The following is a 19,856-nucleotide window of genomic DNA, read 5'->3' as shown; positions in this document are numbered from 1 at the left end:
GCCGATGCGCAAGGGCCAGAAGGTGACGGTGAAGGCGCTGACGGCGATGCCGGGCGTCGCGGACGGCGCGGTGCTGCACGTGGAGTGGGGGCCGCGGCTGGCGAAGCTCGTCGAGGCTGGCCGCTACCAGGTGCTGGAGGGCGAAGAGGCCGAGCAGGCGGCCACCGTGGACCTGGAGCCGCCGGACACGACACAGCCCACGCCGACGCCCCCGCCGCCGGCCGAAGCCGAGGGCGACGGCAAGCCCCGGCGGGCGCGCCGCTGATGGCGCTCGTGGTCAAGCCGCGCGTCGACCTGTTCGCCGGCGAGGTGCGCCAGCTGCTGACCGGCCCGACCGGGCCGGTGCTGCGGTTCGTCCGCAGCGTGGCCCGGAAGGTGCGGACCCGGGCGGTGCTCAAGTGCCCGGTGGACACGGGCCGACTGCGGGCGGCGCACCGCGAGGAGGTCGGCGTGCGGTCGGGCCAGGTGTACGGGTTCGTCGAGAACAACGTCGAGTACGCGGCGGCCGTCCATGACGGCACCGCGGCGCACGTGATCCGGCCCCGGCGGCCAGGCGGCGTGCTGCGGTTCGAGACGGGCGGCCAGGTGGTGTTCACGACGGTGGTGCATCACCCGGGGACGCGGGCGCAGCCGTGGCTGCGCGAGGCGATGGAAGAGGTGGCGGTGCCGGCGGGGTTCCGGCTCGTCCGCTCATAGGGAGGAAGCATGATGCGCGAGTTCACGACCAGCGCGAAGGTGGCGAAGCAGGGCGACGGCAAGAAGCTGCCCGACGTGCCCTTCAAGCTGGACGGTGTGGAGATGGTGTGCCGGGCGCCGAAGGATGCGCAGCTGGCGTACCTAATGGCGGCGGCCTCGTCGAGCCGCACGGAGGCCGACCAGGTGGCGGCGGTGCTCGATTTCTTCGAGCAGACGCTGGACCCGGCGAGCCTGGCGGTGTTCCGGCGGCGGCTGCTGAACACGGAGGACGAGTTCGACTTCACCGACGCGATGGGGATCTTCACCCACGTGTGCGAGGAGTGGTCCGGCCGCCCTATTGGGTCGGGCAGCGCCTCCTGACCCTGGCGGTCAAACGCTGGCCCGAGTTCCACGGGACGCTGCTGATGCGGACCGGCCGGGAGCCGCTGGACCTGCCACTGCCGTCGCTGCTGGACGTGATCTACGCCTGGTGGGTGGAGAGCGGCACGGAGAAGGACGTGGCGAAGTTCCGGCAGGCGTTGGAGACGCCGCCGGCCTCGGCTGACCTGGAGGGCCGCGAGGAGTGGTCCGACGAGGAGACGGACGAGTCGTTCGCCCGCGCGCTGGGCGGGATGCAGCGCGCGGCGTCGAGATAGAGGAGGGCGGCCCGGTGCGGGGGCCGCCCTCCTCCGTGCGCGGGTCAGCTACGGAAGCTGTCGCCCCGGAACGTGGTGCTCGGGTTCCGGCAGTACTTCATCCCAGTTCGCACGGCCGCCACGGTAGCTCGCAAGATCGTTCGGGCAATTGATCTGCGCCTGTTGTGGGGCATAGCCGCGGCTGGTGTGGAGCACGAGCGGAGCAACCGGCTGTGCTCTCTTGACGACAGGCACGAGCAAATCCATGCTCAGATAGGTCCGTGCCAGTTCGATTCGCAGTGGATGATATTGGCGGCGGGATCAGAGTGGCACGCACGCGCATACACGTTACGGAACCGGGTTGTGCTTAACGCATACCGGTAGTAGACCCCGGCGCCATTGGTCGTGCAGTCGGTAATGCCGAAGCCGCGAGTGTGATAGTGTCCTGACCATCCTCCGCCCGAGGTAGGCGTTTCGTAGGTGATCTGAACGGATCCGCAGTATCCGTCCTCCTCGGTGTCGGACGCGTACGCCTGCAGCACGAGTACATTGTAATTGTCGCGCCACATAGTGACCCGCTGGTACACGCCGCCAACCTGGCTTTCGGCGTACCCGACGTAGCCGTACCCCGACGGTATAGAGGAGATGTGGGCCCAGTCATTGGTGTCGTGCGCGCTCGCGCTGGCGGGTAGGCCAAGAATCAGTCCTGAGGTTGCGATCAACGCGATCAGGGTGCGTTTCATAGGCTCTCCTTCTCAGGTGGACAAATTTGCGGCAGCTAGCTGCCTTGCCTGCCGTTAGCTTAAATAGCAGTCAAGATCGTCTCCATGCTGCTACTCAAGATTTTCTTCATGAGTGGGGTGGAGTACACGAGACGGAGCCGCCAAACGGCCGTCAGAACCGCCGATAGCCACTCGTCCAGACTGCCCTCGGGCTGTGCTGTACGACCGTCTGCGGCGCTGTGGGCACGTTTTATGGGTGCCGCTTGGCACTGCGGGCGCCGGTAGGGGAGAGCTGCGGTGCCGGTGGAAGCTCGTCGGCGGGAGCGGACGCCAGGAACGGCAGGTACTGGCGGAGGAAGGCGTCGACGCCGGGGATGGCGAGAACGCGGGTCACCGCGGCCGCCACGGCGATGGCCTGGGCGACGAGCGGCACGGCGTCAACGCCGGCGACGGCGGCGATGGTCGGCAAGAGCGACAGCAGCGCGACGACGGCGGCGAAGACGGTGCGAGCGACAGCCCGCCACGGGTAGCGGTTCTGGGTGCTGGGGGCGGGGGTCTGCCTCGGGTCGGTCATGGGTGTGTCCCTCCTCGGTGGGTTATACACACAGGTCGAGCAGCGGCACGCAGATCAGCACCGGGCTGGGCCGGGGTGTCGGCGTGGGAGCGGGGGAGCCAGGGGAGCCGGGTGGCCCGGTTGGGCCCGCCGGTCGGGTAGGGCCGGGGACTGGCATCGGGCGGGATGCGCCCGGCCGCCCTGGTGCCGTGCGTCCGGCGTCCGGCGTGGGAGTGGCGGTCGGGGACGGGGCCGGTTCCGGGGCGGTGCAGCGGTACCGCCAGCGCAGTTCCTGCACGGGCCTGTCTCGGGGTGCCAGCCGGTCCAGGGCCACGCACAGGTCCCGGCGGGTCTGCTCCAGCCCCAGCCGTGCGTCCCTCGCACGGGCCTCGGCCGCTGCCGCCGAGCGTCGCTGGGCCTGGTCCTGCTCCAGCGCGTCGATCCGCCGGTCCATCGTGGCGTTGGCGAGGGTGACGGCGATGTACGCCGCGGCCGCCGCGCAGACCAGCGGCAGCGCGGCGTAGAGGGTGAGGAGTTTGGCGAGCTGCCGCCGGGGGTTGTGCACGACAACCCCCGGCCGGTCGGTCAGTAGCCCGTACGGCCGGGGCTCACGGCGCCTCGTCAAAGCTCGCCCTCCCGCCCATCGCGTCGGGGTCGAGGCCGTGGGCGATGACGTCCAGCCGCAGCTGGGTGTACATCTCCCGGTAGCGGGCCAGCTCCGACTCCAGGAACAGGTTGCGCTCCTCCAGCCGGGCCAGCCGCTCGTCGACCCGCTTGCCGTAGGCGGCTTCCCGCTGCACCTCGACGGTGCGCAGGGTGCCCCGGAATCCGAGCAGCGCGGTGGCGACCGTCGCCACGACCGCCAGGGCCGCGACCGCGACGGTGAGGCCGGAGACGTCGCCGCCGGCGGCCCGGACGATCTGTACGCCCAGCCACACCTACCTGCCCCCTCATCGGACTGGCTGGTGCTCAGCGCACCGGGTTGCGGAACGCGGCGTTCCAGGTGTTGACGCCGATCAGGCCGTCCTGCCGGAGGTCCTGGTCCTTCTGGAACGCGATCGCCAGGGCGCGGTACTCGGGGCCGTAGACGCCGTCGTTGCCGTGCTGGTCGAGCCAGGTGCGGCCCTTGCCGACCGACCAGCCCCGGCGGCTGAGCTGGGTTGCCCACTCGCGCAGCCAGGCCCGGTCGGTCCGACCCTTGAAGTAGCGCTCGTGCCGACCGGAGACGGAGTAGTCCGGGCCGGACGCCGGGCCGAAGTACCAGCCACTCGGCAGGGGGAAGGCGATCGGGGTTCCCGGGGCGGGTTTGCCGGCGGCCGGTGGCTTCGGGGTGGGCGTCCCGCCGACGATCGGTAGGCCCGCCTTGAGCCAGGTGTAGATCTCGTCTCCGGGGCACTTCGTGGCCCCACGATCCCGGTGGCCCAGCAGGGTCAGCTTGCGGCCCTTGCGGTCGTTGGCCTCCTCGTAGAGCCACTTGAATGCGCGGCGGGCGGCGTCGGAGACGTCCTGGCGGCCGGCCTTGTCGGTGCCGATGACGCAGACGCCGATGGCCTCGGTGTTGTGGCCGGCGCAGTGCGCGCCCAGTGTCGTCCAGCCGCGGCCCTCGAAGAGGTCGCCGGTGATCGAGTTGATCAGGAAGTTGTAGCCGATGTCGCTCCAGCCTTTGACCCGCATGTGGTAGTCCTGGATCTCGCGGGGCGTCTGCGTGGCGCTGGCGGCGGAGTAGTGGCCCATGAAGACGGTCCGCTTGGACCAGGGCACGGTGTCGCGGTGTTCCGGCGGGCGGGCGCCCCATTCGGCGCGGCTGATGATGTCCACTGAATGTCCTCCCGGCAGCAGTGATCGAGCTGTCGGGGGACGGTCCATACGGTAGCCGGCCGGGACGACGGTCAGGGGCCGGAAATAGATGGGGCGGGCGCGTCGGTGCCTGGCCGACGCGCCCGCCCTGGGTGAGTGGATCCGGTCGCCGCCCGCAACAGTCGGCAACGGGGTCCGCTCTCCGCGCGACGCCGCCTGGGGGGACGACGTCGCGCGGGGTTGAGGCCCGCCGGCCACCGCGTGATGCTGCGCGGGTGCGATGACCGGCGGGGGTCTATGTGAGCCAGGTGAACTCGACATCGGCGAAGGTGCGGCCGATGACGACCTTGACCAGCAGCATCTCCAGCACCGACTGGCGGCAGGGCGGCTGTATGTCGCTGATGGTGGCGCGTCGCTCGGCCTCGGTCCACGCCTGCGACTCGATGGCCTCGGCGGAAAGGAGTTCGCGGCGGCAGCCGAGGGGGCACTTGTAGTGGCGCTTCGGGACGTGGGCCTGCTTCTGCGGGTCGAACTCGGCCTTGTTGATGCAGACGAAGTGCACCTCGCAGGGCCCGCACCACAGCAGGCGGCGCAGCAGGTACGGGTCATTGGTGGTGGTCATCCTGGACCGCAGTGGGATCGGCGGCCTTACCACGGTCCGTCTGCCGGGGGGCGGCGTTCACCTCCCGCCTGCCCCCCGACCAGTGCCGGCCGGGCCGCGCCGGGCGCTGACGCGACGCCCGTCGGGAATGCCGGACACTGCGCCGCCCCAGCCCCCCACGCGGGTGCGGCGGACGGAACTGGCCGCTCGTGCCACGGCCTCGGCGCGGCGTCGGCGGCCGTGACCGACAGCGGCTCGACCCCGGCCGCCTCGATCACCTGGGTTGCGTTGTAGCGGGACCGGCAGCCGAGCTGCCCGCAGGAGCAGCTGCCCATCGGTCCGGGCTGGTGTCGCAGGTAGACGTCGACGGCGGCGCGGAAGAGCACGCTGCCGGGCAGGGTGGTGATGATGTCGGCGCGCGGCCGGACCGGCCCGGGGAGGCTGCTCATCGCCGGCCGCCGTTCCCTCGGGCCTGCTGCGCGGGGGTAACGACCTGGGTGTGGATCAGGGTCGGGCCGTCCCACAGCGGCTGGTGCTGGTGCGGAGGGGCCGGGGTTGCCGGTGCCGCCGGCCCCTCCGAGTCGACGTCGAGGGCCCATCGCACAGCGGCGCAGGGGAACGTGGCCTTGCACCAGGCGCAGCGGCGGTGGATCCGCACGCTGAACGGCCAGCGCACCTCGATGCGTGACCATCCGGGCAGGTGGACGGCCCGGATGTAGTCGGCGACGGCCGCGCGGTGGAGGGGGCTGCTGAAGACGATGTAGCCCTCGTGGGGGACCAGCTCGCCGGGAGGTGGCGGCGGGACGTCGCCGGCCAGGGCGGGCGGCGGTGGTGCCGCGAGTAGCGGATGTCCTGACTGGACCATGAGCTGCCCCCTGGGGTGCCGTTCTCAATGGTGATCTATTCCAGCACGTTGCCGGGTTGGCACCGTGCCGTTCAGCACCGTGCCAGCATGGCACGGAGCTGGTCGATGTCACAAGGGGGACGAAGAAAGTGACTGTGCGTGTCGGCCGTGGACGCGGCGAGGGGCCGACACCGTGCGGTGTCGGCCCCTCGGGTCGGGTGGTGCGGTCGGTCAGGTCAGGTCGAACTGCCCGTTCCTCGCGCCGGCGATGAACGCTGTCCAGCCGGCGTTGCCGAAGGTCAGGACGGGTCCGCTGCGGTCCTTGCTGTCGCGGACCAGCATGGTGCTGCCGTCAACGGCGTCGGACACCTCGACGCAGTTCTGGCCGCCGTCGGACTTGGTGGACTTCCGCCAGGGGCGGAAGGCGAGATCACTCATGGTGACTCCCTGGGTCAGGCTTCGGCGGCCAGCAGATCGGCCGCCTTCTGGATGAGGTCCGCGCTGGCCTCGGGGGACAGCGCGGCGTCACGCAGCTGGTCGAACAGCCGCGCGTACCGCTGCGCCTCCAGGGCCTCGGTGATCAGCAGGTCGGTCGTCACGGTGTCGACGGCGACCAGCGTCAGGTCCTCGGGGTCCGGGTAGGCGTACAGGGAGAACGGCGAGCGGGGGACGTACCCGCGCCCGAGCCGGGCGTCAACCGGCAGGACGCGGACGCTGACGTTCTTCCTGGTCGTGGCCAGAGTGAGCAGGTGGTGCAGCTGCTCCCGCATGACCGTGGGCGGCACGGGTAGCCGCTCGATGGCCTGCGGTTCCAGCACGACGTCGTACTCCGCCCCGTCGGGGCCGGAAATCTGCTGCTGCCGGCGCAGTCTGCCGGCCACGGTGCCGCCGAGGTCGAAGTCGGCTCCGTCGTCGAGGGCGACCTGGCCCCGGTGGCGGGCGTACGCCTCGGTCTGGAGCAGGCCGGGCAGCAGCGCGGGTTGGTACTCGAGGATGGCGCGGGTGCCGCACTCGATCTCGGCGGTGCGGGCCTGTCGCGCGCCCATGGCGGCGTACTCCTGGCCGGTCCACCAGCCACGGGCGAGGCCGTCGCGGGCGACTCGCTGGAGCGCCAGGTACCGCTCGTCGCTCTCGGGGAGCAGCACGTCAAGAAGCTTGAGGATGGTGTCCAACGGTCTGCGCTCGCCGTTCTCGACCTTCGACACCGCGGTACGGTCCAGTCCGGCCTCGCGGCCGAGCGCGGCGCCGGTGAGGCCGGACGCCTCCCGCAGCTCTCGGATGGCGTGACCGAGCCGCAGACGTCGTGCGAGGGGGCTGATCACGTCTCTGCACCTCCGAAGACTGGCACGGTGCCAGGATGGCACGGACCTGCGCTGAGGGTACGCGGCGGCGACGACGGGCGGAATGCGTGAGGCTTTCGGGCGGTACTGCGTCGTGGCTACTCTGATCGGCACGACTCGGCGCGCGGGACGGGTCAGGCTCGCTGGATGAGCGCAGGCGAAGGGCTCCGGTTGCGTCACCGGGGCCCTTCGTCGTCGCGCGGACGTGTCGGGTAGCAATGGAGGATTGCGACCGCCTTTGCTGGCCTACGCTGGGGGCGTGGCGCTGGGACGTGCGTACATCGAGATCATCGGCGACGTTAAGAAGTTCGCGCCGCAGCTGAAGGCGGGCCTGACGAGGGCGCTGAAGCTCGGCGCTGTCGCGGGCATCGCGGGCGGCGCGACGAACGCGCTGGTCGGCTTGGCCGGCGCGCTGGCGCAGGTCGGCGGGGCGGCCCTGGCGATTCCCGGCGCGGTCAGCGTGTACGGCGCGGCGATGGGCGCGGCGAGGATCGCCACCGCTGGCCTCGGCGACGCTATGAGTGCGGTCGTCGAGGGTGACGCGAAGGCGTTCGAGAAGGCGCTGGAGAACCTGTCACCGCAGGCGCAGCGCCTGGCCAAGGACTTCATGGCGGTCCAGCCGGCGATCGAGGCGGTCAGGAAGTCGACGCAGGACGCGTTCGCCGCACCGCTCGTCGGGCAGATCCAGCAGACCGCCGCAGTGCTGGCCGGGCCGCTGCGCACCGGCCTGGCCGGCATCGCCGCCGAGTACGGCACCGCAGCAAGGCGGGCCCTGGAGTTCGCCCGGGAGGGCGCCACCGTGTCGGCGCTGCGCGGGGTGCTGTCGACCACCCGGGAGGCGGTGGCGAGCCTTGGCGTGGCGGTGCGCCCACTGCTGGTCGGGTTCCGCGACCTGGCCGTGGTGGCGCTGCCGACGGTGAAGGACCTGTCCGGTACGGCGGGCGGCCTGGCGGCGAGGTTTGGCGCGTGGCTGTCGGCGATGGCGGAGAGCGGCCGGGCCACCGCGTCGATCCAGACGGCGCTGGGCATCCTGCGCCAGCTCGGCCAGGTGGCCTCCAACGTCGGCGGGGTCCTCAGTTCCGTCTTCCAGGCGGTCAACCAGGCGGCCGGCAGCGGCGGGTTCCTCGGCAGCCTGGTGGCGGCGACCGGCACCCTGCGCGAGTTCTTCGCCTCGGCGGAGGGCGCGACGGCGTTGAGTGGCGTGTTCACCGCGCTGAGCGCGGCGGCGTCGGGCCTGGCCCCGGTGCTGATGCTGCTGCTCCAGATCGTCGGCCAGTCGCTGGTGCCAGCGCTGCTGCCGATCGTGCAGGCCGTCGTGCCCGCCTTGCAGGCCGTCGCGTCAGCGCTCGGCCCGGCCATCGCTACGCTCGCCACAGCCCTCGGCCCGGTGATCAGCGCCCTGTCGGTCGGCGTCCAGGCGCTCGCCCCGGCGCTCGGCCCGATCGCACAGGTCATCGGGTCGATCTTGCAGGCGGTCGCGCCGCTGCTGCCGGTCATCGGGCAGCTGGCGACGATGCTGGTCGGCCCGCTGGCGACGGCGCTGAGCGCGCTGGGCCCGCTGACCGGGCCGCTGGTGTCGGCGCTAGGGCCGGTGCTGCTCCAGATCGGACAGGCGCTGTCGGCGGTCCTCGCCCCGGCCGCCGGGCTGCTCGCCGAGCTGTTCACGCAGCTGGGCCCGCCGCTGGGCCAGGTCGTCGCCGCCCTGGGGACCGCGCTCGCGCCGGCCCTCACCTCCCTCGGCCCGCTGATCGTGCAGGTGGTCCAGGCGCTGATGCCGCTGGTCCCGACGATCGTGTCGCTGCTGCCGCCGCTCGTCGAGATCGTGGTGGCGCTGACGCCGCTCATCGTGCTGGTGGCGCAGCTCGCCGCCGTGGCGATCGCCGTGGCGGCGCCGCTGCTCAAGGTCGCGGCGCTGCTGTTGGGGTTCCTCGCCGCGCAGGCCATCGCCCCACTGATCTCGGCGATCGCCAGCGCGCTGGCGTGGCTGCTGTCGCCGCTGTCCAGCGTGGCCGGCTGGCTGGCCAGCGTCGCCGGCTGGCTGAACGGGATCGACTGGGGTGGGGTCGGGTCGGCGATCGGTGGGGCCTTCTCGTCGGCGTGGACTGCCGTGGTCGGGTTCTTCTCCTCGCTGGGCACGTGGTTCGCCGAGCTGCCAGGGAAGATCGGCTTGTTCCTGGCCAGTCTGCCGAGCCTGCTGTGGGGCCTGTTCACGTCGGCGCTGGGGATGGCGTTGCAGGCCGTCGGCGTCGGCATCGGCCTGCTGATCTTCTCGGTGACCCAGCTGCCCGGCATGGTCCTCGCCGGCCTTCAGGCGCTGCCGGGCCTGCTGGCCGGGTTCTTCACCTCGCTGTGGGCCACCGCCCGGTCCCTGACTACCACCGGCGTCAACGCGGTGGTGACGTTCGTGGCCGGGCTGCCCGGCCGCGCCATGTCGGCGTTGGCGGCTCTCCCGGGCATCCTCAGCGGCGCGCTGAGCAGGGCGTGGGCGGCGGCCAGGAGCGCGGCCGTCAGCGGCGCGAACGCCGTGGTGCAGTACGTGTCCAGCGTGCCCGGGAAGATCGCCAATCTGGCAGGACGCTTCGTGTCAGCGGGAAAGAATCTCATCGATGGCTTTATGCGGGGCTTCAAGAACGTCGGCTCGTTCATCGGCGACGTCGCCGGGTCGATCACCTCGGCCCTGACGGGGTTCATCAATGCCGTCATCCGCAAGATCAACTTCGGCATTGCGTCCATCGACGCCAAGCTGCCGGGCGGCCTGCCGCGCATCCCGATGCTGGCCAACGGCGCGATCCTGCGCCGGCCGACGCTGTTCGTCGGCGGCGAGGCCGGCGACGAAGTCGTGGTGCCGCTGACCCGGCCACGCCGGGCGCGGGAACTGGCCGAGCAGTCCGGGCTGATGCGGCTACTCGGCAGCGACGGCGGCGCGTCGGTCGTGTTCGGACGCGACGCGATCCACGTGACCTTCGAGGGTGTCCTGCCAACCCGGCAGGAGGCGCTGGACACCGGCCGGGCGGTCGGCGAAGGCGTCATGGAGACGCTGGCCCGTCGGGACGTGGCCACGACCGTGAGGACGATCTGAGTGGGCGAATACAACCCTGACCGGCCCTATGTGATGGGGATGCAGTGGGCACCGCTGCTGGCCGACACAGTGCTGCTGGACACGGGCAGCGAGGTCGGATACACGTTCCGGGCCCGCACCAGCCACCCGTCCGGGGACGGCCTGCGCCGCGTGCACCTGGACGTGGCCACCCCGCCGCCGGGCCTGCCCGCACGCAAGGAGCTGCTGGTCAACCTGTACCCGGCGGGCCAGGTCGCCGGCACCGGGCCGGTCCGCAAGCTGGTCATCCCCATGCGGGACGGCACGCTGCTGACCGGCGCCGCGCTCGCAGGCGGCGCGTCGACGCCGCAAGACGCCGTGCAGAACCCCTCGGACCCGCGGCACATCACGCTGACCGGGCCTAACGCGGCAGCGCGATGCTGGTTCGACACCAACTCGCAGCGCACCCACTCGCGGCTGGACGGTCGGCGGATCCTCGACGTGTCGGTGCTGTACGTCATGAGCGGGCCGTTCGCCGACCTGGCACCCGCGGTCACCCTCGGCCTTGAGCGCCCGTCGGCCGGGGTGAACTGGCTGATGGACGACACGTTGACCGGACCGGCCATCCACAGCGGCATCACCACCGTTGGCAGATCCCGGTTGGGCGAGCTGAACCCCTGGTGGAACACGGCTGCCGCGCCGACCGTCGAGCGCGGCCGGACCCCGTGGCGGGCGCAGAACATCGCCGGCTCTGGCGTGCCGGCGGGCCTGTCTTCGCTGTCCGCATCCGGCGGGACGAACATCAACGTCCGGCTTCAGGCGTCCTCGTCCGCGACTCCGGCGATGGTGTTCCAGCTGCACTACCTCGCGCTGGAGGTGACGTACGGCGAGGAGAACCGGGTCGGCGGAGGCGGCCTCAGTCTGTCCGAAGGGGTGAGCTACATCAATGGGTACTACTACGAGGTGCCGATCTGGGACACGGGGTGGTTCGCCGGCTCGGTGCAGCTGATCGCCGGCCGGGAGTACGCGGTGACGGTCGGCCAGGCGTACGCCGGCCAGCTGTCGGTGGCGTCGCCGGTCCCGGTGAGGGCGGACCGACTTGGCCCGGTCGAACCATTCCCCAGCCACCGGGGCGTGCTGCTGCGCAAGACGCTGCGCGAAGGGCAGACGCCGACGGTGGAGACCGCGCAGGAGCTGCCGTCGGTGGTGCTGCTCAGCGGTGGCAGCTCCCCGGGCACGCCGGACCTGAGCGGGCACAGCTACCTGACGCAGGCGGTGGCCACGGTGTCGGAGCTGACGCCGCCGGGCTACACGATGCAGCAGATCGTCGAGGAGCGTTCCGCCGATTGGGTGTGGGCGCGCTTCTACGCCCGGCACATGCCCAGCACCGGGGACGCGCTGGAGCTGGCGCAGGTCAACCCGCTGGACACGACGCAGCGGCTTGGCCCGGTAGCCCGGGTGACGGTGGAGGAGTTCGACGCGCTTCCGGAGATCGCTGACGGCTGGCGGGAGGTGACGGTGCGCCTCGACCCCCCGTACCTGTCCGACGGGTTGGGCGGGCTGACGTGGTGGGCGTTCACCAGCGGTGCGGACGGCCAGTCGCCGTGGCAGGTCCTCGGCGCCGACGCGAACCCGCTGACCACCGCGCCGGCCGGGGTGTACGCGGAGCCCGGGTACGGCGGTAAGCCTGCGCATGCGGTCGTCGACGGGCAGTCGGACGAGTCGGCCGACCTGACGCTGATGTTCGCGCAGGAGATGGACGCGGTGACCGGCCTGACGGTGGAGCCGGCAGTGCAGCCGCTGTCGGTCGTCGACGAGCAGTGCGGCCGGCCGACGAGCAAGATCCCGACGGGTATCCGGTTCCACCGGCTGTCGTGGACGCCGCTGAACACGGCTGTGGTGGCCGGCTGGGGCTACTACGAGGTGCAGCGCCAGGACGACACGATGGCCGCCGATGCCTGGGAGACGATCGCCAAGGTGGTCGAGCCGGCGGTGGCGGCGGTCGACGACTACGAGGCGCGGGTGGGCGTCGAGTCGAGGTACAGGATCAGGATGATGCATCGCCTCGGCATCGCCGGCCCCTGGTCGGCGTCGGTCGCGGCCACGATCGCCGCGCCGGGGGTGGAAGGTCGCAACGTCGACACCGGCGTGCTGATCCTGACGAGCAACCACAACCCGGGCGGGAACCTGGCGTACGTGGCGAACTTCGACCGGTCGACGGTGGAGGAGTTCACGTTCCCCGAGGCGGGCCAGGTCGAGCTGCAGGAGATGTTCGACCGGGACTACCGCACGGCGTTCCGGCCACTGGAGCGCGGCGGTGTGGAGTTCACCCGGGCGGTGCTGGTGAACGCGGCGGCCGTGCCGCCGGAGACGTTGGACCGCGGCTTCCAGGACCTGCGGGACCTGGCGTGGGACACGGTGCCGTACGTGTGCGTCCGCGACGAGCTGAGCGGCCGGTGGCTGTCGACGCTGCTGGTGCCGTCCGGGCAGGTGAAGCGCCGCAAGGCCGGCCAGCTCCAGCTGGCGCAGGTGCAGGTGGTGGAGGTGACCGCGACGCCGGCCCCGCTGGACGGCGGCCTGGCCCCGTGCGAGGGTCTGCGCCCGGAGGGCCAGGTGTCGGCGGTGACGGCGAGCACCCCGGTCCCGGCCGCCGGCATCGCCGGCCAGGTGTTCAGCGACCCGTTCGACCGGACCGTGGCGGACGGCTTGGGGGGCGGCTGGACGATCCAGGAGGGCGTGGCGACGAACTTCTCGGTGGGCGGCGAGGCGGCGACGATCGAGCTGGCGGCCACTGCTCCCCGCACGGCGGTCGTCGGCTCGGGCTGGGCCGACGTCGACGTCCAGGCCCGTTTCCGGTTCAGCGCGGTCGCGACGGGCGCGGCGATCAACGGGTACCTGATCGGGCGGCAGGTGTCCACCGGCACGCACTATCGGGCGCGACTGGCGGCGCAGACCGACGGCAAGCTGGCTGTGGCGCTGGAGAAGATCGTGAGCGGCGTACTGACGAACGTCACGGCGCTGGCTCCGGTGCGGGATCGATTCGGCGACCCCCTGCCCTACCAGGCGGGGCCGTGGTACTGGATGCGGTTGCAGATCCGCGGTTCGTCGATCCGGGTGGCGGTGTGGGCGGACACAGGGCCGGGGATGCTGCGGTGGGAGCAGTCCGCGTCCGACACCGACGTGCAGGGCGCGGGCCAGATCGGTATGCGCAGCGTGCTGACCACCGGCAACACGAACGTGAGCCCGACGGTCAGCGTCGCCGCCCTGACCGCGCGGGAGCCGTCGACGAACGACCTGGACGTGCGGGTGGAGCTGCGGCCGACCGGCGACGAGTGGACGGCGGAGCTCTCCCGCACCGACGAGGACGAGGCGACCGGGTGGACGCTGGCCGCCGGGCCGGTGTCGACGTGCCTGACCGTATGGGGCGGCGCCGGACTCCAGGACTGCCGGGACACGCAGGACCTGGTGGTTACCCGGCAGCGGCGGTGGCTGCGCGTCGCGTACGGCAACGAGGACGGCATCGGCCAGGCGTTCGTGCTGTTCTGGCGGTCCGACGACGGGGTGACGTGGGAGAACCTGGGCGCGAACCAGCTGCCGCCGGAGCCGCCGACGATCGATCCGGGCCGGCTGGCGCTGGTGCTGACCGGCGCGGTGAGCGTGGCCCGGATCGAGGTGCGCGACGGCATCGACGGTCCGGTCCTGGCCGCGCCGGACTTCGAGTCGCAGCCGGCCGGCACGACGACGTTCGTCGACGGGCAGGGCAACCAGTGGGAGGTGGACGGCCGTGGCATCTGCGCCTCCGCCTGATCTGCTGGACCTGCCGGCGTACCGCGGGCAGCGGTCGGCCTCGTTCCGCTTCGACCTCATCGACGGCCGGAACGGGGTGCGCCGGGGTGAGCTCACGCCGCTGCGGGGCAGCTCGCCGCCGAGTCTGAGCCACGACAGCACCTCGACGATCCCGCGCCGGCTGTCCGGAGTGACCCTCGGCGTGGAGGACGCGAAGCGGATCAACCAGATGACGGACCGGATCGCGCCCCGGATGCTGCTGGGCGACGGCACCTCGTACCAGCTGGGCCGCTACATGGTGTCGGACTCGTCGGACCTGGTGACCAGCGCCGGCTCGACCGCGCCGTTGACGCTGCTCGACGAGATGTTCGTGGTCGACCAGGAGCTGGACGTCGGCTTCGACGCGGGCGGGCAGCTCGTCGACCAGGCGGCGGCACGGCTCGTCGACGGGCTGCCGATCGGGCCGCTGGTGGTCGACGCGACCGAGTTCACGTCGGCGTCGGCTTGGTCGCCGGGCACGTCGCGGGCGAACGCGCTGCGGGACCTGGCCGCGCAGGGTGGGTATTTCATGCCGTGGGTCAACCACCAGGGCTGGCTGCGGCTGCGCCGCGCGTTCGATCCAGCCAGCCAGGCGGTCACGATCGACCTGGATGCCTCCCGCCGTGTCATCCGGGGGTCGATCTCGCGGACGAGTGACCTGCTGGTCGCGCCGAACCGCTTCGTGGTGGTGTCCAACGACCCGGGCTCGGACGCGGAGCCGGTGGTCGGGACGTACGACGTGCCGGCGTCGGCGCCGCACTCGATCGAGCGGCGCGGGTTCGTGCTGCCGAAGACGGTCGACGTGCAGGTGCGGTCGCAGGCGCAGGCGACGGTGTACGCCCGGACGCTGGGGCTCCAGCAGACGGTGTACGAGGTCGTGGAGCTGAGCACCCCGGTCGACCCGCGGCACGACGCCTACGAGGTGGTGCGCTGGGACGGGCTGCGGTGGCTGGAGGTCGGCTGGACGATGCCGCTGGTGCCGGGCGGGGAGATGAGGCACACGTTGCGGCGGGCGTACCCGGAGACGAAGGGCGGGGAGGCGTGAGCGGGAACGGCGGGATGGCGGTACCGGTGAAGGCGCTGGCCGAGGCGGTGCTGGAGAGGGCGATCCAGCTCGGCCTGACATGGCGCCTACGCCCGGCGACGGTGATGAGCGTTGCCGACGACGGGACGATCCGGGTGCTGCACGACGGCGACACCCAGCCGATCCGGGTGGCGTCGATGATCGGGCCCGTGGCGGTGCGCGCCCGGGTGATGGTGCTCAAGACGCCGCCGGCCGGGAACCACATCGTCGGCTGGGTGGGTACGCCGGCGGCGGGCCTGCCGGCCGCGCCGCTGGTCCAGCGGTTCACGGAGGACGGCGAGTTCACGGTGCCGGCCGGGGCGCGGTGGATCCGGGCGTACGGGGTCGGCGGCGGCGGTGGCGGCGGCGGCGTGATCGGGGCGGCCAGCGGCCACGGCGCGGGCGGGGGTGGTGGTGGCGGCGGGTACTGCGAGAGCGTGTGGCCGGCGGAGGAGCTGCCGGCCGAGGTGGCGGTGACCGTCGGTGCGGCCGGCGCTGCGGGCCTGGCCGGTGCGCAGGGCGGGGCCGGCGGCAGCACGAGCTTCGGCGGGCTGTGGACGGCTGGCGGCGGCACCGGCGGCAACGGGGCCACAGCGGGCACGGCGAGCACAAGCGGCAGCCGAGGTGGCGGCGGCGCAGCGACGGGCGGGAACGTCCTCAACTCCCTGGGCGCGGGCGGCGGGCCGGGCCGGACACTCGACGCCCAGCACGTGTTCGCGGCATTCGGCGGCAACTCGCTGCTGGGGATGGGCGGGGCGGCTCCGGTGTCGACCGGCGTGAACGGGCTCAACGCGGGCGGGCACGGCGGTGGCGGTGGCGGTGGCATCGCCTCGACGACGTCGCGGTTGGGCGGGGCCGGCGGTGGCGGCCTGTGCATCGTGGAGGTCATCTACTAGCCGCCCCACCTGGCCTCGGAAACAGCGCAGCCCCGGATCGCGAAATCCGGGGCTGCGCTGCGTTCACGTGGAGACACCAGCATAGCGGCCCGTGGCGACGGTGGGCAAAGCCGACACGGCGCGTACATACAATATTGACGCGCGGGGCCGAGTTGTATACAATGACTCTGTACGCCTCGCCATCTCTACGAGGAGGAATGGATGAGAAAGGCACTGGCCAGGCCGGTGCGATCCCTGCTGTGTAGCGAGCCGTGCGCCGCCTCGGTGGCGGCCTAGATGTCCCCGGCGGGTGCCGTACATTGACCCTGTATGGCATCCGGCCGTGGGAGGAGAGGGACAGTGAAGGTGAACCAGGGCAAGCTCAAGGCGGTCACGCGGCAGATCGCGGCCGACCTGATGAAGCCGGGCCCTCTGGAGCTGCCGGTGACGGTCGGGCTCAAGGAGCTGGTCCGCATGTTCGGCGTGAAGGACAACACGCCGTATCAGTGGCGGTCGAAGGGGCAGTTGCCCAAGGAGGACGGCGAGCTCAGCAACAACCCCCAGTGGAAGCTGGCGACGATCTACGCCTGGGCCGAGGACACGAACCGGACGATCGTGTGGGACCCGTGGGACGTCCTCGAACCCGACGAGGCAGCGGCGTAGGTATGAGCACGTCGGAACCCACTGCGGCCGTACAGAGCCGGTGTAGGGTGCCGGAAAACGTCTCGACCCCGCCAGGCGGTCATCTGGCGGGGCCGAAATGGACGTACCCGGAACGGAGAACGGGTCGCACGCGCATCGTACGCCAGCCTGGGCGACGGTGCGCTGGCGGCGCTGCACAGAGAGGCCGCCTGCATGGTGGACCGCTGGACGGTCGAGCGCGCGGTGAGGCACGAGCTTTGCACGCTCGACCCTCCCGGCCGGCAGCTCGTCTTGACGCTCCTCACGTGGTCCGACGCGGCCACGGCGGTGATCCCCGAGCAGTTCACGCCCAGCCTGACCGACTTGCAGAAGGCGACCGGGCTTGCGCGGTCGTCGGTCGCGAAGTGGCTCAACGTGCTGGAGGGCAAGGACGGCGAGGACGGCGCGGAGCGCACGGAGAACAAGTGGGTGTGGCGCGAGCGGCCGACGGTCGCGGACGCCCGCCGCAAGAAGGCCCGGACGGTCTATCGCCTGGGCGTGCCGCCCGAGCTGTTGCGGCGGCTCACCGAGCTGGGCGTGGTTGGTCCGCGTGCCGGACCAGCTCGGTCCGACCCGCCCGACTCGTCCGGTTCGGCTGGTACGAGAGGCGGACCAGTGAAGGTCGGTAGTGGTACGCGTCGCGGACTAGCTCTAGTCCGCCAGGCGGACCGAGTTGGTCCGTCAGGCGGACGCAATACATACAGGGAACAAGAAACGGTTGGGTCGCCCTCCGAACGCGGCAGCGGCGTCGACGACCACGCCTACATCGAAGGGCCGAACGGCCAGTGCGCCATGCCCGGATGCAAGCGGTCGGCACCACTACACAGCCGGCGCCTGAACGTCGTTTCCAAGCGAGAGAGGAGTGTGATCGGGGAATGAGGGTGAACCTCGCGCTGATCGACGTCGCGCAGTGCGCGACGTGCAGTGGCGTGCTCGTGCCCGCCGGGGACGACTGGCGGCACCGCGAGGGCGGCACGGGCTGCACCGAGCTGGCCACGCCGGTGATCTGCCGGCGAGACGACTGCGGCCTGCCGGCCGCCGTCGGCAGCGAGGCCTGCGCGGGCCACGCGGGCGCTTTGTTGTGGGCTGTGGGTGTCGGGTCGCAGTGCCGCATTGCGACCGTATAGAATCTATGTAGGACGTTCGTTCACGTGGAAAGGGACGAAGGATGAGTTCGAGGTTCATGCCGGCCACCCGGAAGAAGGCGAAGGCGCGCATCGCCCTCGCCGGGCCGAGCGGTGCCGGTAAGACGCTGACCGGCTTGAAGCTGCTCTACACGCTGACCGGCGCGCAGACCATCGCGGACGGCCTGGAGCGGATCGCGTTCGTCGACACCGAGCGCGACTCGGCCGACAAGTACGCGGTCAACCCGGAGCTGCCCGGCGTCGGCGACATGACGCCGGACGAGGCCGGCGGCTACGGCTTCCAGAAGTTCTCCCCAGTCAGGTACGACCCGCGGCAGCTCGTCGAGCTGATCGACGAGGCGGCGAACGCCGGCTTCACCGGGTTCATGCTCGACTCGGCGTCGCACTACTGGTTCGGGCCGGGCGGCATCCTGGAGCTGGTTGACCTGTTCGCCCGCAACCACGGCGGCCGGTCGATGGACGGCTGGAAGGACGTGCGCCCGATCGAGCGGGCGTACATCGAGGCACTGATGAGCTTTCCCGGGCACGTCGTGGTGTGCCTGCGGTCGAAGCAGAGGTACGAAATCACCGAGGGCAGCGACGGCAAGAAGCAGGTGTCCAAGCTGGGCATGCAGCCCGACCAGAGAGACGGACTGGAGTACGAGTTCGACCTGGTGGGCGACCTCGACCAGGGCCACTACCTGCGGGTGACGAAGAGCCGGTGCGACGCCCTGGCCGACCAGGTGATCCACAAGCCGGGCGCGGAGCTGGGCCACCAGCTGCTCGACTGGCTGGACAACGGTGAGCCCCCCAAGGACGTCGACTGGCCGAAGGCCCTCGCCGCGTGCGCCTCGCGGGAGGACCTGGAGGTGCTGTGGCAGCGGGCGCAGCGCCTCGGCAAGACGCAGAAGCTGCGGGAAGCCTTCAACGCGCGAGGCGCGGAGATCGCCGCCGCGCGGCGGGCGGCCGAGGCCCCGGGCACCCAGCTCGACCGGGCAGTGGCCGACGCGGCCGGCGCGCGGGCCGCTGACCCTGACACCTCGGAGGCGGCCGGCGCGCAGATGGCCCGCGACGCTGGGCGCATGGCCAACGGCCGGCAGCCCGAGACGGCGGGAGCGGGCCGATGAAGGGGCCGCAGGAGCGAGCGATGCGGGCGGCGGTGCTCAAGGCGCTGCTCGACGAGGTGAAGAAGGCGTACGACCTGGCCCGAGCCGACGCCGACGCCGGCATGGTCGGCTTGAACCAGTCGTTCGGCGTCAAGGCGATCGAGGTCCGGCTGCCGGGCCACGACGCGCCCGTGGCGCAGGTGACGCTCTCCGAGCCGAAGGCGGGCTTCGTGGTCGACGAGGCGGGGTTCCTCGCCTGGTGCAAGCAGGAGCACCCGTCGGAGGTCCAGGTGACCGTGCCGGCGCCGGTCGAGTCGGTGCGGCCGGCGTGGCGGAAGGCGCTGCTCGCGCGGATGGCGGTCGAGCCGGACGGCACGGTGGTCGACGGCGAGACGGGCCGGGTTCTCGACTTCGTGGAGGTCGCGGAGCCGCCCCCGCCGTCAACGCGGATGACCTGGAAGACGGGCGGGCGTGAGGAGGTGGCGCGGGCCTACCGGGACGGCCGGCTGGCGCTGCCGGACCTGCTGGCACTGCCGGCGAGTTCGCAGGAGTAGGGCGGCGCAGGGTCGGGCGGAGGACGTCCTCTGCCCGGCCCTGTCCCACATCGGAGGTCGGAGGTGAGCGGTGGCGATCGACGCGAGGCTGGTGCGTGACGGCCAGGTCGACGTGGAGGCGTTCGCCGCTGCCGCCGAGGTTGGTGTGGTGGGGGTGTGCGACGTTTGCGCCGGGATGCTCGACGGCTCGGCGCAGGAGGGCGGCGGCCTGGTGTGGCTGACGACCAGGTGCCAGGCGTGCGGCGCGGAGCGGACCGCGCCGGGCGGCCGGGCACTGCCACGCCCTGCGGGACGGCGGCCGGGCCCGCCGGCGTGGGTGCTGGAGGCGGCGGCCGAGCTGGATGCCCGGCGGCTGGGGGAGCGCCCCGACCGGTCACAGCCCGCCTAAGCCGGGCCGGGCCACACCCTCACTCCACTACCCGAC

The 19,856-nt window shown here is 71.8% G+C and carries 24 protein-coding genes; 14 read left to right on the top strand and 10 right to left on the bottom strand.

The window, feature by feature from the left end:
* Positions 1-4: 4 nt before the first annotated feature.
* The 4 genes from PVK37_RS26640 to PVK37_RS26625 are packed head-to-tail and all read left to right on the top strand — an operon-like array spanning position 5 to position 1,331.
* Positions 5-265 (top strand): hypothetical protein, encoded by a 261-nt coding sequence (locus PVK37_RS26640; protein WP_275030567.1) that lies wholly within the window; start codon positions 5-7, stop codon positions 263-265.
* Positions 265-696: a hypothetical protein gene (locus PVK37_RS26635; protein WP_275030566.1), complete on the top strand. Its 432-nt coding sequence runs from the start codon at positions 265-267 to the stop codon at positions 694-696. The genes PVK37_RS26640 and PVK37_RS26635 overlap by 1 nt, the downstream gene beginning before the upstream one ends.
* A gap of 9 nt (positions 697-705) precedes the next feature.
* The gene (locus PVK37_RS26630; protein ID WP_275030565.1) at positions 706-1,056 is read left to right on the top strand and encodes a hypothetical protein; all 351 of its coding nucleotides are present in this window, start codon (positions 706-708) and stop codon (positions 1,054-1,056) included.
* A gap of 44 nt (positions 1,057-1,100) precedes the next feature.
* Positions 1,101-1,331 (top strand): hypothetical protein, encoded by a 231-nt coding sequence (locus tag PVK37_RS26625; RefSeq protein WP_275030564.1) that lies wholly within the window; start codon positions 1,101-1,103, stop codon positions 1,329-1,331.
* A gap of 248 nt (positions 1,332-1,579) precedes the next feature.
* Here the strand turns inward: PVK37_RS26625 and PVK37_RS26620 are convergent, their stop codons facing one another.
* The 10 genes from PVK37_RS26620 to PVK37_RS26575 form a co-directional block, all read right to left on the bottom strand.
* Positions 1,580-2,053, bottom strand: coding sequence for a hypothetical protein (locus PVK37_RS26620; protein WP_275030563.1), 474 nt, complete (start codon positions 2,051-2,053; stop codon positions 1,580-1,582).
* 229 nt (positions 2,054-2,282) lie between these two features.
* The gene (locus PVK37_RS26615; protein ID WP_275030562.1) at positions 2,283-2,606 is read right to left on the bottom strand and encodes a hypothetical protein; all 324 of its coding nucleotides are present in this window, start codon (positions 2,604-2,606) and stop codon (positions 2,283-2,285) included.
* Positions 2,607-2,628: 22 nt separating this feature from the next.
* Entirely contained in the window at positions 2,629-3,150 is a 522-nt protein-coding gene (locus PVK37_RS26610; protein ID WP_275030561.1) for a hypothetical protein, read from the bottom strand.
* 43 nt (positions 3,151-3,193) lie between these two features.
* The gene (locus PVK37_RS26605) at positions 3,194-3,523 is read right to left on the bottom strand and encodes a hypothetical protein (RefSeq protein ID WP_275030560.1); all 330 of its coding nucleotides are present in this window, start codon (positions 3,521-3,523) and stop codon (positions 3,194-3,196) included.
* 31 nt (positions 3,524-3,554) lie between these two features.
* Positions 3,555-4,403 carry a peptidoglycan recognition protein family protein gene (locus tag PVK37_RS26600; RefSeq protein ID WP_275030559.1) on the bottom strand — a complete coding sequence of 283 codons (849 nt, stop codon included), beginning with the start codon at positions 4,401-4,403 and terminating at the stop codon, positions 3,555-3,557.
* A 274-nt stretch (positions 4,404-4,677) separates the two neighbouring features.
* Positions 4,678-5,004, bottom strand: a complete 327-nt coding sequence (locus PVK37_RS26595) for a hypothetical protein (RefSeq protein WP_275030558.1) — start codon at positions 5,002-5,004, stop codon at positions 4,678-4,680.
* 26 nt (positions 5,005-5,030) lie between these two features.
* Positions 5,031-5,432: a hypothetical protein gene (locus tag PVK37_RS26590; RefSeq protein WP_275030557.1), complete on the bottom strand. Its 402-nt coding sequence runs from the start codon at positions 5,430-5,432 to the stop codon at positions 5,031-5,033.
* Positions 5,429-5,848, bottom strand: coding sequence for a hypothetical protein (locus PVK37_RS26585; RefSeq protein WP_275030556.1), 420 nt, complete (start codon positions 5,846-5,848; stop codon positions 5,429-5,431). Before PVK37_RS26585 ends, PVK37_RS26590 begins: the two co-directional genes overlap by 4 nt.
* Before the next feature lie 210 nt (positions 5,849-6,058).
* Positions 6,059-6,265, bottom strand: coding sequence for a DUF397 domain-containing protein (locus tag PVK37_RS26580; RefSeq protein ID WP_275030555.1), 207 nt, complete (start codon positions 6,263-6,265; stop codon positions 6,059-6,061).
* Between the two features lie 14 nt (positions 6,266-6,279).
* The gene (locus tag PVK37_RS26575) at positions 6,280-7,149 is read right to left on the bottom strand and encodes a helix-turn-helix domain-containing protein (RefSeq protein ID WP_275030554.1); all 870 of its coding nucleotides are present in this window, start codon (positions 7,147-7,149) and stop codon (positions 6,280-6,282) included.
* Positions 7,150-7,426: 277 nt separating this feature from the next.
* On the opposite strand from PVK37_RS26575, the gene PVK37_RS26570 reads away from it, so the two are divergent.
* The 10 genes from PVK37_RS26570 (at position 7,427) to PVK37_RS26525 (ending at position 19,820) form a co-directional block, all read left to right on the top strand.
* The gene (locus tag PVK37_RS26570) at positions 7,427-10,246 is read left to right on the top strand and encodes a hypothetical protein (RefSeq protein ID WP_275030553.1); all 2,820 of its coding nucleotides are present in this window, start codon (positions 7,427-7,429) and stop codon (positions 10,244-10,246) included.
* Positions 10,247-14,011 carry a hypothetical protein gene (locus PVK37_RS26565; RefSeq protein ID WP_275030552.1) on the top strand — a complete coding sequence of 1,255 codons (3,765 nt, stop codon included), beginning with the start codon at positions 10,247-10,249 and terminating at the stop codon, positions 14,009-14,011. It begins immediately after the preceding gene.
* Positions 13,989-15,074, top strand: a complete 1,086-nt coding sequence (locus PVK37_RS26560) for a hypothetical protein (RefSeq protein WP_275030551.1) — start codon at positions 13,989-13,991, stop codon at positions 15,072-15,074. Before PVK37_RS26565 ends, PVK37_RS26560 begins: the two co-directional genes overlap by 23 nt.
* A complete protein-coding gene (locus tag PVK37_RS26555) occupies positions 15,071-15,988 on the top strand; it encodes a glycine-rich domain-containing protein (protein ID WP_275030550.1) in 918 nt (305 codons plus the stop codon). Before PVK37_RS26560 ends, PVK37_RS26555 begins: the two co-directional genes overlap by 4 nt.
* 339 nt (positions 15,989-16,327) lie before the next feature.
* Positions 16,328-16,630, top strand: coding sequence for a hypothetical protein (locus PVK37_RS26550; RefSeq protein ID WP_275030549.1), 303 nt, complete (start codon positions 16,328-16,330; stop codon positions 16,628-16,630).
* Between the two features lie 192 nt (positions 16,631-16,822).
* A complete protein-coding gene (locus PVK37_RS26545) occupies positions 16,823-17,527 on the top strand; it encodes a hypothetical protein (RefSeq protein ID WP_275030548.1) in 705 nt (234 codons plus the stop codon).
* Positions 17,528-17,529: 2 nt separating this feature from the next.
* A complete protein-coding gene (locus PVK37_RS26540) occupies positions 17,530-17,775 on the top strand; it encodes a hypothetical protein (RefSeq protein ID WP_275030547.1) in 246 nt (81 codons plus the stop codon).
* A gap of 41 nt (positions 17,776-17,816) precedes the next feature.
* Complete coding sequence (locus PVK37_RS26535) at positions 17,817-18,899, top strand: AAA family ATPase (protein ID WP_275030546.1); 1,083 nt, start codon at positions 17,817-17,819, stop codon at positions 18,897-18,899.
* A complete protein-coding gene (locus PVK37_RS26530; RefSeq protein ID WP_275030545.1) occupies positions 18,896-19,432 on the top strand; it encodes a hypothetical protein in 537 nt (178 codons plus the stop codon). Before PVK37_RS26535 ends, PVK37_RS26530 begins: the two co-directional genes overlap by 4 nt.
* A gap of 70 nt (positions 19,433-19,502) precedes the next feature.
* On the top strand, positions 19,503-19,820 hold the full coding sequence (locus tag PVK37_RS26525) for a hypothetical protein (protein ID WP_275030544.1): 318 nt from the start codon (positions 19,503-19,505) through the stop codon (positions 19,818-19,820).
* The last annotated feature ends 36 nt before the right edge of the window (positions 19,821-19,856 follow it).

Source organism: Micromonospora cathayae (genome assembly GCF_028993575.1).
Taxonomy (GTDB): Bacteria; Actinomycetota; Actinomycetes; order Mycobacteriales; family Micromonosporaceae; genus Micromonospora; species Micromonospora cathayae.
Note: the sequence above shows the minus strand (reverse complement) of the source record. Positions and strands in the feature narration are given on the sequence as shown.